The 12065-nt window shown below is 72.5% G+C and carries 15 protein-coding genes; all 15 read right to left on the reverse strand.

Annotation, left to right across the window (positions count from 1 at the left end; all coding sequences use genetic code 11):
* Positions 1-63: 63 nt before the first annotated feature.
* Complete coding sequence (locus tag ABN273_RS52660) at positions 64-1404, reverse strand: hypothetical protein (protein ID WP_349457283.1); 1341 nt, start codon at positions 1402-1404, stop codon at positions 64-66.
* 1135 nt (positions 1405-2539) lie between these two features.
* The gene (locus ABN273_RS52665; RefSeq protein ID WP_349457284.1) at positions 2540-2869 is read right to left on the reverse strand and encodes a hypothetical protein; all 330 of its coding nucleotides are present in this window, start codon (positions 2867-2869) and stop codon (positions 2540-2542) included.
* Positions 2870-2974: 105 nt separating this feature from the next.
* Positions 2975-3361 carry an RRQRL motif-containing zinc-binding protein gene (locus ABN273_RS52670; protein ID WP_349457285.1) on the reverse strand — a complete coding sequence of 129 codons (387 nt, stop codon included), beginning with the start codon at positions 3359-3361 and terminating at the stop codon, positions 2975-2977.
* On the reverse strand, positions 3361-3933 hold the full coding sequence (locus ABN273_RS52675) for a hypothetical protein (RefSeq protein WP_349457286.1): 573 nt from the start codon (positions 3931-3933) through the stop codon (positions 3361-3363). Before ABN273_RS52675 ends, ABN273_RS52670 begins: the two co-directional genes overlap by 1 nt.
* A complete protein-coding gene (locus ABN273_RS52680) occupies positions 3926-4354 on the reverse strand; it encodes a hypothetical protein (protein ID WP_349457287.1) in 429 nt (142 codons plus the stop codon). Before ABN273_RS52680 ends, ABN273_RS52675 begins: the two co-directional genes overlap by 8 nt.
* Complete coding sequence (locus ABN273_RS52685; RefSeq protein ID WP_349457288.1) at positions 4351-4839, reverse strand: Pycsar system effector family protein; 489 nt, start codon at positions 4837-4839, stop codon at positions 4351-4353. The genes ABN273_RS52680 and ABN273_RS52685 overlap by 4 nt, the downstream gene beginning before the upstream one ends.
* The gene (locus ABN273_RS52690) at positions 4836-5423 is read right to left on the reverse strand and encodes a hypothetical protein (protein WP_349457289.1); all 588 of its coding nucleotides are present in this window, start codon (positions 5421-5423) and stop codon (positions 4836-4838) included. The genes ABN273_RS52685 and ABN273_RS52690 overlap by 4 nt, the downstream gene beginning before the upstream one ends.
* Before the next feature lie 8 nt (positions 5424-5431).
* Positions 5432-5668, reverse strand: a complete 237-nt coding sequence (locus tag ABN273_RS52695; RefSeq protein ID WP_349457290.1) for a hypothetical protein — start codon at positions 5666-5668, stop codon at positions 5432-5434.
* 114 nt (positions 5669-5782) lie between these two features.
* Positions 5783-6175 (reverse strand): RapZ C-terminal domain-containing protein, encoded by a 393-nt coding sequence (locus tag ABN273_RS52700; RefSeq protein WP_349457291.1) that lies wholly within the window; start codon positions 6173-6175, stop codon positions 5783-5785.
* A gap of 65 nt (positions 6176-6240) precedes the next feature.
* Positions 6241-7797 carry a hypothetical protein gene (locus ABN273_RS52705; RefSeq protein ID WP_349457292.1) on the reverse strand — a complete coding sequence of 519 codons (1557 nt, stop codon included), beginning with the start codon at positions 7795-7797 and terminating at the stop codon, positions 6241-6243.
* Positions 7794-8738: a hypothetical protein gene (locus tag ABN273_RS52710; RefSeq protein ID WP_349457293.1), complete on the reverse strand. Its 945-nt coding sequence runs from the start codon at positions 8736-8738 to the stop codon at positions 7794-7796. Before ABN273_RS52710 ends, ABN273_RS52705 begins: the two co-directional genes overlap by 4 nt.
* Positions 8739-8761: 23 nt before the next feature.
* Complete coding sequence (locus ABN273_RS52715) at positions 8762-9193, reverse strand: hypothetical protein (RefSeq protein WP_349457294.1); 432 nt, start codon at positions 9191-9193, stop codon at positions 8762-8764.
* A 10-nt stretch (positions 9194-9203) separates the two neighbouring features.
* Positions 9204-11192: a hypothetical protein gene (locus tag ABN273_RS52720; RefSeq protein ID WP_349457295.1), complete on the reverse strand. Its 1989-nt coding sequence runs from the start codon at positions 11190-11192 to the stop codon at positions 9204-9206.
* Between the two features lie 148 nt (positions 11193-11340).
* The gene (locus ABN273_RS52725) at positions 11341-11649 is read right to left on the reverse strand and encodes a hypothetical protein (protein WP_349457296.1); all 309 of its coding nucleotides are present in this window, start codon (positions 11647-11649) and stop codon (positions 11341-11343) included.
* On the reverse strand, positions 11646-11972 hold the full coding sequence (locus ABN273_RS52730) for a hypothetical protein (protein WP_349457297.1): 327 nt from the start codon (positions 11970-11972) through the stop codon (positions 11646-11648). The genes ABN273_RS52725 and ABN273_RS52730 overlap by 4 nt, the downstream gene beginning before the upstream one ends.
* Positions 11973-12065: the final 93 nt, after the last annotated feature.

Genomic DNA, 12065 nt, shown 5'->3' on the forward strand with positions numbered 1-12065 from the left:
TCGCGGAGTTCCTTTGTGTACACAAGTGACCGCCGTTCTTGATCGTCCGACGCTAGCCCGGCCTCAGCTGTTGTCGGTCATGCGCTGAGCCGCGAACACCCGGGCCAGCCAGGCCCGTTGGGTGTTCGGCATGGCGCCCGCGTCCTCGCCGGGTTCGCCGGGGAGGCGGTGGCGGTCGATGACCTCACGCTGGAAGATCGCTTCCGGCTCGACGAGCCGCCGTGTGGCCTCCAGGGCCGCGAACGCGTCTCGGCTGGCATCAGGGGCTCGGGAGGGGGCTACGGGCGTCCTGTGGCCCCCTGTGGGCTTGCGCCGCTCGTTGGGTTCTCCGGTTGGGGTGGAAGTGGCCGGTGTGGCGTCCGGAGCCATGATCTTTACAATGTAAAGATCATGGCCGGTGGATCCGCTCGGCTGTGGCGAGTCCGCGTCGCGGCGGTGTATCCGCTTGGCGGCGGTGGGGCTGGCGGCGGCCAGGGCGGCGCGGGCGGCGGCCGCGGGGGCGGCGGCGTCGACGCTGTGGGCGAGGCGGCGTTCGTGTTCGGCGCGGGCGGCCTGGCGGGCTTGGGCGGCCACTTGCTGGCGGGCGGCGGCTTGCTGGGACGGTGAGGGGCGGATGGTGCCGTCGGGGGTGTGCCAGAGGATCAGGCGGTGGCGGATCCAGCCGGGGATCCACTGGGGTGGGTGGGTGTAGGTCCAGCTGGTGCCGTAGGGGGTGTGGTCCAGGCCGTGCAGGACGTCACCGGCGGTCCAGCCGGCGCGGAAGTACTCCCGCAGCAGGGAGCGCAGGTGCTTGGCGGTGATCTTGCGCAGGATTGGGCTGTGGGCGCGCAGCGCCTGGGCGGCTTGGAGCATCTCGACTTTGGTGCCCGGCGTTGCGGACAGCGGCCACGTCCGGGCGGTGTCGCTGCTGTGGGCGCTTTGCCCGGTTTGGGCGTTTGTTCGCGCGCCTGCGTTAGGGGTTCCGTCCTCGGTTGTTCTCTCATCAGAGAGAACAACCGAGGGGGGTCGCGTTTCCTCCACAGGCGAAGGGCAGGCGGATGCCCCGGTGGTGTCCTTGGCGGGGGTCTGGGTGGTCGCCAGGGGGATGAGGAGCGCGTACTCAGCGCCCAGGTTCGCGGCGCCGTCGTCGTCGGTCCCGCATCGGGTGCCGGGCCTAAACCGCGGTGTGGAGCCCTCGACCACGGTGGCCAGGAAGCCGCGCTCGCGCAGCCAGCGGATCCACTTTTTGACCGCGCTGAGGCGCAGGCCGGTGCGCTCCATGATGAGTTTGCGGGTCGGGATCGAGGTCCACACGGACGGGTCGACCGTCGATCGGCTCGCCCGCCACATGGCCACCCGGGCCACCGAAAGCAGGTTGGTGTAGGCGTCGCAGCGCAGCTCGTCGACGTCGGGATGGGTGCGCACCGCGCGCATCCATCCCGCCTGGGAACGCGCCGAAACAGCGCCGCCAACGGCCCACGCCGTCACCTCAATCGCGATCGCGATGAGCTCGCGCTTGTACAACCGGCATGCCGTGCAGGCCGCGTCGTGGCCGGCCCCATGCTCTGGGCACGGCGGCCGCGAGGGTCCCGGTGCGCGGTAGACGCGCTCGCCGGGGCGGCGGAACGGGCCGCCGACCACGTCGGCCTCGTCGGCTGCGGGGTGGATCGGGAAGGGGGTGTCCCCGCGCCCCGGCGTGTCTTCAGGGCGCAGTGGGACAACCGCCTGGCTGCCTGCTATGGTCGTCTCCAGACGTGCGAAATCCCGTCGAGATCGATCCGCTTTTCTGCCCGCCAAAGCTTCTGAGCTGATCGTTCCGAAACGTGATCAAGATGAAGTTGTTGTCCACGCCCCGCAACCGCGGGGCGTTTTTCTTTGCCTAGGGCGACTCCTGTGAAGATCGACAGTGAGTAGTCAAGTCCGCATCCTTCCATGAACACGCCGTGCGCGGCACCGTACGCGGCAAGGCCTCGCCCGGCGTGTCGCACATCGCAAGCGCAAACCGGACGTGAGAGGCGCAGACCGGGCACCGCCACGGGACGGTCGACCTGGTCGGCCACGCACGGCACCGATATGAGGAGATCTCTACCAGACTTTCTGACAATTCGTCGTGATTTCTTGTCAGAAACCCTGCTAAGGGGCCCCTTTACGGGCTTGACAGTCCAAACTGCGCCAAGCTCGGCGCACGAGGAGGCGGGCGGAGCGACCGAGATCCCGGCGGACGGGCGACCTACAGGGCCACGGACGACCCGTGGCCCCGTAAGTGTCGGGCCGGTGCCGGCTACTTGCTGCAGCGCGGGCAGGAGGCGCTGCTGTACTGCACCGAATGAACAGAGCACCAGTTCAGCGGCTTGCTCGGGGTGCTGCTGGCGTCGGTGGGCCGGGGCTGGCCACGGCGGACAGTGAGTGGCATCGTGGGAACTCCTCATCGAGGGGCCCCGGGCGTGCGTTCTTGGTCGGATGAACGCCTGGGGCTTTGTCGTGTCGGGGCGGACGCCCCGGGCACCCCGCCCGGCACACGGCCAGGCGAGGACCCGCAACGGCGGCACCGGCTCAGCGGTCATGCCGCGTTGTCCAAGTCGGCCGCCTCGGCGGCGATGTAGAGGATCTCGGCGACGTGCAGGTGACCGGCCAGACCGGCTTCCTCGAACACGTCGTGGACGAACGCCGGAAGCTCCTCCATCTCCAGGAATTCCTCCTCGACGCCGGCCATGAAGACACCGGCGAGAAAGCCTGGGATGTGGTCGAACATCCGGGTCCCGGCAGGCCAGGCCGCGTAGGCATTCTTGACGGAGTTGGCCATGCTGTGGATGTCCTCGCCGGTGGCGAGGGAGTCCTCGATGTCGGCCTTGAGGGTGGCGGGGACGTCGTCCGTCTGCTTGTCGGACACGTGGTGCTCCTTTTCGTCGGGTTGTGTGCGGTTGGAGTTGGCGGCTCCGGACATCCGCCCGGCCCGGGTGAAGGGCCGGGCGGCATCCGCAACGCCAGCGCCGGGCTATGTGGCCAGCTCCCAGCCGTGGCAAGGCAGGCAGGCGCCGTAGCGGGTGGGGATGCAGTACGGCTGTTCGATGCCGCACTCGGGGCAGATGCGGCGGGCGGCCAGCGCCTTGTCCAGGGCCTGCAGCTGGGCGGCGGAGGGGGTGCGGCGCGCTTTGGCCTTGGCGATCTCGTACAGGTAGGCCACCCGCACCCCGCGGTAGCGCGACCAGTAGCGGCGCGAGCGCCACATGAGCTGAGCGACCGGCGGCTGGCCGCCGGGCCGCAGCCCGGCCGCGCGCAGCTGCCGGCGCGTGGCCAGCCCGTCGGGCGCCATCCGCCATGGGTAGGTCGGCAGACCGCCAAAGCGACGCCCTGTGGGATCCCAGAAAACGCGGCGCCCCATCAGCCCACCCCGAGCATGGCGATCAGCTCATCCGCCTCCGCCGGGCTGGTGGCCATGCGGTGGCACAGCCGCCGGACGAGCGCCTCCTCATCGGCCGGGACGGGCTGCGTGGACCCGATCTCGAACTGCACATGTCGCGGTGCCCGGCGCGGTCGGGCCGGCTCGTTCGGGCCGGTGGCGTCGCGGCGGCCGCGAGGCCTCGCCGGCGCACCCGTCGAGGACGGTTGGGCGGCCTGCGGGGTGGGCGCTTCGTCATCCGCGGCCACGGCCTCTTCGAGGTCGCGCAGCCACGCCTCGGCGGCGGCCGCCTGCTCATACGCGGCGGTGATCAGGCCGACCAGGCGGGTGCGTAGCTTCTCCAGGTCGGCCATCCACCGGTCGGCGGGCCGTTGCCCGCTGACCGCCCCGAGACGGGTGTGGAGGCGGTCGGCCTGGTGAGCGACGTGGCGGTGCGGGCAGCTGCGGCCCAGCTCCAGCACCTCCGCCGCGCTGGCGTGGGGCAGGCGCTCCAGCAGCGCGCCGATCGCCTCAACCTCGCTGAGCGTCGCGGCCATGGTGGGGGTCTCAGCCATGGTCGCCTCGCTCCGGGTCGCACGGCCCGGCCGTGCACGCGTCGCACTTCGCCTGACCGCTGGCGAAACTCCAGAAGTTGGCCAGCAGCTTCTCCGCCTCCGCCACGTCGGCGAAGTGCGTCAGCCCGTCTTCCTCCTCGTCGTAGGTGTACGCGCAGCAGATGCAGGTGACCGTCACACACCCGTGGTCGAGCTGGCGCGGCTTCCAGGCATCGGCGAGGATCGCCGCCCGGTCGGCCGCTTTCTCCATGGTCGGGAAGTGCGGCACGCCGTCGGCGTCGTCGAAGTCTTCGCCGTCGCTGTTGGTCAGCACCCAGCAGGGCGCGGACATGGTGCCGGCCAGGATCACCTCCCGGGCAGGGAGCTGATCCCAGACGCGGCCGTCCAACTCTCGGCTGGCGTGGTGAACGTGCTCGGTCATGCGGTCCTCCCGGTGAGGATCAAGGGCAGCGTGACGACCAGGAGGACCAGGTCGGCGAGCATGAGGTCGACGGCCACGCGGATCAGGCCGTTCTTGGCCCGGGCGATCGTCGACAGCAGGTGCAGGTTGTCGGCGGCCTCCAGAGCGCCGGTGCCCTGGCCGGCCAGGACGGCCAGCAGGTCGGCGCCGTCGTGGGCGCGGGCGTGGGCGACAAAGCCGGTCCCGCCGATGCGGGGCAGGCGCGGCCGCACGGTGAGCAGCAGCACGACCGCGACCACGGCCAGGACCAGCCCGGCCAGCCACAGCGCGATCGCGCCCAACGGCGTCGTGCGCGGGCCGGTGGCGGCCAGCGCGACGATGGCCGTCAGCCAGCCGAGCGTGAAGGCCAGCAGCGTGTTGGCCTTGGCGTCGATGCGGGCGAGCTCGGCGCGCACCGCGTCGGTTTCGCGCGCCAGCACCGCCAGCGCGCCGGGGAAGGCGGTCATCGCGTCACCTGCCGCACGCTGGCCAGGTCGGCGTTGCGGGTGGTCTGCGTGGCCAGGACCGCCAGCGCGGCCGCCTCCAGGGCGGAGACGGCCAGCACCGCCGGCGTGTGCGGGCCGACGGCCCACACGACGATCAGGGCGGCCAGCGGCGGCACGCAGAACGCGGCCAGGTTCACGGCCAGCTGCAGCCACTTGCGCGAGAGGCGGAGGCGGTCGCTGGGGCGCTCGGTTTCCCACTCGAACATCGGGATGTCGGTGGCGTCGTCGACCAGCGCGTGCAGGCGCGGCCCCAGCCGGTCGCGCAGGTAGGTGCCGATTGCCGTGATCATGTGGTCGTTGTGCAGGTGCGTCCAGCCCAACACCACCCCCGCCAGGGGGAGCACCAGCAGCAGCTCCAGCCGCCCGGCCGTGGCGGTGACGGCGGCGATCGCGGCCGCCGCGGTGAGCACGGCGTACAGCAGGTTGTCTCGGGTGCCGATCCGCGAGCGTTGTTCGGCCTTGAGGGCGTCGTACTCGGCCAGCAGCACCGTCACGGCTTGCTCGCTGGCAGCGGCCGGAGCTGGGGCGGCGGAGTTCATGGTCATGCCGCTCATCAGCTGCGCCCCCACGGCGTCTGGTTGAGGATGGCGCGCATGGCGGCCAGGCCCTCGTCGACCCGGGCGACCAGGCGATCGGCCTCGGCCAGGATGTGGGCGGCCTGCTCACGCGTGAGGCTGTTGCGCTCGTTACCGAGCACGGCCTCCGCAAGCTCCAGCTCCCAATCCAAACCGGCGTCCCACGCCTCGTAGAGGATGACCTGGGGCTCCGCGGTGTCGGTGGTTTGCGTCATGATGGAGATCAGCCCTTTCTGATCTGTCTGGGATGGATGGGGTTGTGCGGGCGCGCCCGCCGCGGCCGGTCTTGGCGGAAAGACCGCGGTGATGCGCGCCCGTCTGCTTGTGGGTCAGCGCTGGATAACGGGCCGGTCGACGTCGCGGTGGACCAGGGCGACGGGCAGGCCGACGTCGGCGAGCTCGGCAGCGATCGCCTGGGCTATGGCCACCGAGCGGTGGCGGCCGCCGACGCACCCGACCGCGATGGTCACCAGCCCGCCTGCGGCGGTGGCGTTGGTCAGCTCGGCGGCGAGCTGGGCGGTGTGGCGGACGACGGCGGCCACACCAGGGGTGGCCAGGACGTGCGAGCGCACGCTCTCCTGCAGGCCGGTCAGCTCGCGCATCGCCGGGTCGGCGTGCGGGTTGCGGAAGCGGCGGCGGGCGTCGACGACGATGTCGGCCTCCGGCGGGGCGGCGTGGCCGTAGCCAAACGAGGTGATCTCGACGGCGGTGGGCTGGGGCATGAGCGGGTCCTCCTTGGTGGTGGGCTTGACGAACCGGGTGTTCGCGGGGGAGTTCAGGCGGGCGTCTACGTGGCGAGGGCGTACTGGCCACGCTCGTGCTTGGCGACCGGGCCGTCCTCGGTCGAGAGCCGCTTGAGGGCGTTGCGGACGGAGTTGAGCGCCTTGATCTGGCGGCCGCCGTCGGCGTTGACGGCCTCCCAGATGGCGCCGGCGGTCATCGGGGCCTCGGCGTCCTCCAGGACGGCCAGGATGCGGTCCTCCAGGGACGCGGGCGGCAGGGTGACGTCGTCTTCCTCGCCGTCCTCGCCGTCCTCGCCGTCGTCGTAGTCGTCGCCGGCGTGGTCGTCGGCGTCGGCCGGGGCCGCCGCGCCCCGCCGTCCGGTCTTGGCCGCGCTGCGCTGCTGCTGCGTCTTGCGGAACTGCTCGCACAGGGCGTCGAAGGCGGGGCCGTCGTCGCGCAGCGCGTACGCGATGTGTTCGATCGCGTCCTCGCCGCCGATCGCCTGCACCGACGCGTCCTCCAGGCGGCGGGGCTCCTCATCGCCGTACAGGGCCAAGATCTCCGGGTCCTTGCCCTTCAACGGGGCGATGGACCCCAGCCGCAGGTGGCGCATGAGGGCGGTCGGCCGCGCCCCGGACAGGTAGTAGGCCATGCCCTGCGTGCCCGGGGCGTCGCCGTCGTCCTCGGCGACATCGAAGGGCGAGCGCAACACGGTCGGGGCCAGCGTCTTGGGGATGGGCACGAGTTGCGCCCCAACCGGCAGGATGCCGTCGGCGACCAGCTGACGCATCATCGACGCCGTCCAGCGGAGCAGGGTCACCTCCCCTTCCTTGATCATCGCCCGCAGGGTGTCGCTGCCGCCGAGCTCTTCCAGGTGGGACGCCTGGGCGGCGATGCCGATGCCCACGCCCACGGACCGGCCGGTCCGCCCCAGCTCCTTGATCAACCGCGTGGCCAGCGCTCGATAGGGTGCCCCGCGCTCCAGCAACCGGTTCGCCTCGTCAATCCACACATGCAGCAGCGGGTCCTCGCCGAGCACGAACGCGTTGCGGCCCATGGCGCTGTAGCGGCGCATGCGGGCCAGGGCCACCTTCACCGCCGCGATCAGCACGAGGAGGGCGCCCTCCTGGGTGGTGGCCCGCCAGTCCACGTTGCCCTCGGCCTCGGGGACGGACTGGCCTTCCTTCAGGTCGGCCAGCCATGTGCAGATCTTGTTGACCTTCTCGGCGATCAGCTGGAGCTGCAACGCCTTGCTCTTGCCGGCGCCGGTCGTGCCGAACAGCGCGAACCGCTGGGCGCTACCAGTCGTGGGGTCGAACAGCCGCTTTCTGACCGGCTGCCCGTTGTGGAAGAGCCCGGTGATGAACCGCCCGTGCTGGTCCATCACCAGATCTGCGCGGGTCACGGCCCGGATCTCGGCGAGCGGGTTGCGCGGGTAGACCATGATCAGCCCGTGACGGCCCTGCGTCTCCACGACCAGGCGGCCCGGGTCGTCGACACCGAGCTTCTTGCACAGCACCTCCAGGTCATAGGAGATGGCCGTGCCCTCGGGGTGCTCGACCTTGAAGACGGTCAGCTCGTCGCCCGCCGCCGCGGCGGGGCGGGTGATGGTGGCGCTCACGTGTCCTCCCTGGCGGCGCTCTTCGTGATGCTGGTGCTGGTGACGGGGATGGTGCGGACCGGGCCGCCCGGGGTGCCGACCTGAATCTCCGTCAGCACCGTGCCGGGCATGCCCTTGGGGGCGACGTGCTTGACCCACCGGGTCGCCAGGTCGTCGGTCTCGTCGGGGTTGCCGACCTTGAGCAGGCGCACGCCCGCGCCCCGTCCGGGCACCGGGTCAACCGCGATTTCGTCCTCGGGCACGTCCATGAGCGCCGACAGACGGCGGATGGAGATGTCCGGGACCGGCTCGCCCGGGGCGGCGGCCCGGATGATGGCCCGCATGGACTTCGGTCCGGTCGGCTCGACGTCGTCCAGGACGGTGTCCGGGGCCGGCCCGCCCTTGACGGCGGCCTTGGCCGCCCACCATTGGGCGGCCGGGTGGTCGCTCACGAGCGGCCCGGCCGGGACCAGCTCGGCGGCGGCAGGCTCGGGCAGCGGCGGCGTGAGCATGCGCCGGCCGACTTCGGCCGGGCGCGCCACCCACACCCCGACCGTCCAGGCCGTCAGCGCGGCGGCCTCGAAGGTCGTGGCCACGGGGTGGATGCCGGGCGTCAGCTGCTCACCGATCAGCAGGGCGGCCAGGCTGACGCCGGGCGTCAGATACAGCGCCGTGGCGACCGCCCGCTGCTGCCCTTCCGGCTTCCACAGCCGCAGCGTGGCCAGGCCGCCGAGCGTGAGCGCGGCGTCGGCCAGCAGGCCCGCCCCGGTCAGGGTGCCGGTGAACAGGCCGCACGCGCCCGCGCACGCCCCGGCAAGGGTGGCCACGCGGCCCGTCGCGCTGCGCACGACCTGCAGGCGGCGACGCGCCCGGTCCAGGGCGGGCCAGCGCGGCAGCTCGACATCGACGGGCGGCAGGGCGGGCACCTTCGCGGCCCGGCTGGTCGTCTTGGTCGTGGCCATGGGCGTGCTCTCCTCTCGCAGGGTCAGCGGTTGCTGTAGAAGCTGGCCTGAGCCATCGGGACGGGCATCGAGTGGACGGCCTCGACCACGCCGCCGTAGTCGCTCTGGTGGGCGTCGCGGACCTCCTCGAACAGGACCGCCATCTCCTGCGTCGCCTCCGCCATCGCGGCGGCGTCGTCCAGCGCGCCGCGCATGACCGCAGCCGCGTCGCGGAACTCGCCCACGGTGTCGACGTCGACGTCCAGGCCCGCCATCTGGTCAGCCGTCTGGTCGACGCTCGCCGCGCACCCCTCCACGTAGGCGTAGGTGGCGCGGATCCGCTCACTCAGGCCGCTCAGCCGCACGGCGGCGTAGCCGAGCTGGACCAGGAGGACGCCGTACCGGACCAACCGGGGCAGGACGCTGCCGCCCTCCTCCAGCGCCTCGCCGGTCGAGCTGCTGGTCAGTTCGTTCACCGGGGTCTCCCTACTCGTCGTGGTATTCGCGCTCGGCGGGCCGGATGTGGCCGTAGTCGCGGGTCGTGTCGGCCACGATCACGTGGCGGGCGGCGGCATTGCCGGCCGCCGTGGCGATCGCCTCGGACGCGGCGGGCAACGCTTCGGCCAGGCCCTCAGCGCACGCCTTGACATGCAGGGCCTTGTCGACCAGCCGGACCCAGATGGCCGCCAGCCAGCCGGGCACCTTCAACTCGACGATCTCGGCGTGCAGGGCATCCAGCCGGCCCGCCATGCGCTCGGCGCCGATCGCGGTGGCGCGAGCCGCGTCCACGCCCTCGGTGATCTCCTCTGCCGCGTCCTCGGCGGCCTCGATCACGTCCCGGATGGTCAGCTCGGCGTCGTCGTCGTACTGCACGCCGTGGGTCGGCATGGCCGCCACGGCGGCCGCTACGGCGGCCGGGCGCGGTGCGGGCACGGCCCTGGCCGGGATCGCGGGTCGGTTCATCTGGCCTCCAGTGGCCTGGCTTGCAGCGGCCTGGACGGTCGGGCTTTCGTCGCTCGTGGTCGCGGTGGTCGGGGTGGTGGTCGAGCTGGCGGCGGCGGCCAGGGCCAGCGCGGGCCGCCCGGCGGCCGGTGCGCCCGCCACCGGGGCGAGTGCGCTCCGTCGGCGCGGCCGGGGCTGGGTGTCGACGCGCTCGACGGTGATCCGGGGGGAGCGGTCGGCCCCGGGCGGCGGCCGCATCCACTCGGCTCCCCGAGGAGGAGGCGGGGGCGGCGTCGGCCGCTTCCACGATTCCCGGCGCGCCCGGCCTGCCTGCTGCCCGCCGCCCGCGCCTGACGTGCCCGTCGCGCCGGTTGTGGTCGCGCCGGGCGCCGCGGTGGCGGCCGCGTGGCGCGTGCGCCAGCGCTTGAGCCACCTGGTGGTGGCCTTCCAGGTCCGGCGCGTGCGCTTCGTGCCGCCCTTGGTGGTCTTGGTGGTCTTGCCGTCCTGCTTGCCCGCCCCGGAGCCGGCCGGGGGACGGGCCCAGCGCTTGCGGCCGGGCGGCAGCGCCTTGTCCCCGCCCGGTCCCGGACGGGACTTGCGCGGTGCCTTCCACTTCAGCGGCGCTGGCCCCTTCGGCTTCGGGGTGTCCTTGTCGTGCTGCTTCTTGCCGTCCTTGGTCGCCTTGGGCGCCTTGCCGTCCTTGGTCGTCTTGTCGTCGATCGCTTTGCGCGGCTTGCGGTTCTTGATGCAGGACTTCGTGCCGAGTCCGCCCGTGTCGGCGCCGCCGCGGTGCTTACCGTTCTTGGTCTTGGGCGCCTTGTGCGAGTCGCCGTGTGGGCCGCCAGGGCCCTTGCTGTGGGGCCGGGACTTGCGGTCCCCGCCGTGGGGGTCCTTCCTGCCGCCGCCCGGCCCACCTCCGGGACCGTGGCCACCACGGTGCTTTCGGTGCGTGCCCTCCTGGCGGGAGCCGGTCAGCAGACCGCCGCCCTTGCCGGCGGCCCCCCGAGAGCCGCCATGGCCGCCCCCGTGGCCGCCATGGTGGCCGTTGGCCGCCGCCTTGGCCTTGGCCTTGTCGGCGTCGGCGCGGGCCTGGTCCGCGAGCGCCTGGCGGTGCCGGGCCCGGTGCCACATGCCCTTGGCGGCGGCCACGCCCAGCGCGGTCACCAGCGTCATGCAGGTCTGCAGGATCTCCTGGGCGGTGGGGTTGTCCGGGTCGGCCGGGGCCAGCGGCGCGAACTCGCCCTCGCCATCCTCATCGCCGCCAGGGTCGTCGCCGGTCTTGGCGTCCGGGAGGGCCGGAGGCGGCGGCATCATCAGGGCCAGCGGCGGGCCCATCGTCCCAGCGCGCGGCAGGCCCTCGGACAGGAAGGCGGCCGGGACCGACGTGTCGCGGGCGGGAGCGTCCGCCAGGACCGACGGCTTGGGCGCGGGAGGCAGAGGCGGCAGCGGCGGCGGCGAAACGGAGCTGTCGGACCGCGGCCGGAAGGACACGATCTTGGCGTCCGTGCCGTCCTTGGTGGGGTCGTCAGCCACGGTGTGCGCTCCTTTCAGGCGTTGACGGACAGTGACGGGATGGCGTACTCTCGCGCGCCCGCGCGTCCGCGCGTCCACGCGTCCGCATAGGGGGCCGTCGACCGCACGCTCGGGGTGAAGATGAACATGAAGATGAACCTCCGAGTCGTCACTGGCTGTAGCGGTCGCAGAAGTTGCTGAGCGTCCGAGCAAGATCGGCCCACGCCAGGTCGTCGCCGGCGGCGGCCCGCTCCCGGGCCACCCTTCGGGCCTGGTCCCACCACAGCTCGGCGGTCCCCTGAGGGCCACGCCCGCCGAGCCACGCCTGGCGCTCTTCGGCGTGCCGCCGCTGGTTGTAGGCGCGTCGCTCTTCCTTGGTCATCGGCCGGTTCACTACGCCTCCTGGAGCTCGCATCGGGTCGGGGCCGGGTGCCGCCGCCCCGGCGGGGGCCAGGACGGCGGCGGATCGTGCGGTCATGCCGGCCGGTCACGGCGGACCATGTCCAGGAAGCTGCCGTCCTCGTCAGCGGCCGGGGCCGCCGGGCGGGGCTTCGGGTACGGCTGCCCCCCGCCGCTCAACCGGCGGGGGGTGGCGGTTCCACGGCTGAGCGCGGCAGCCTCCTGCCTGGCCTCAGCGGCGGCCTTGCGGGCGGCGGGCAGCTCGTGACGCTGCCGCCGGTGCTGGGCCGCGACCTCGAAGGTGAGCTTGACCGCGGCCTCCAGGTGCTCCTGGAGCTTGGCGAACGGCGCGGTGTCGGCGTACAAGTGAACGTGCGCCAGCGCGTACGGATGAGAATGCACCGTTCTTGATGCGGTAACACAGCGTTACTGCAAAGCTACTGTCCTCTGTTCGGAGTCGATGGAGGGCGGCTGACGGTGGTCTTGGACCCGGTG

Source organism: Nonomuraea sp. B19D2, assembly GCF_040137845.1.
Taxonomy (GTDB): Bacteria; Actinomycetota; Actinomycetes; order Streptosporangiales; family Streptosporangiaceae; genus Nonomuraea.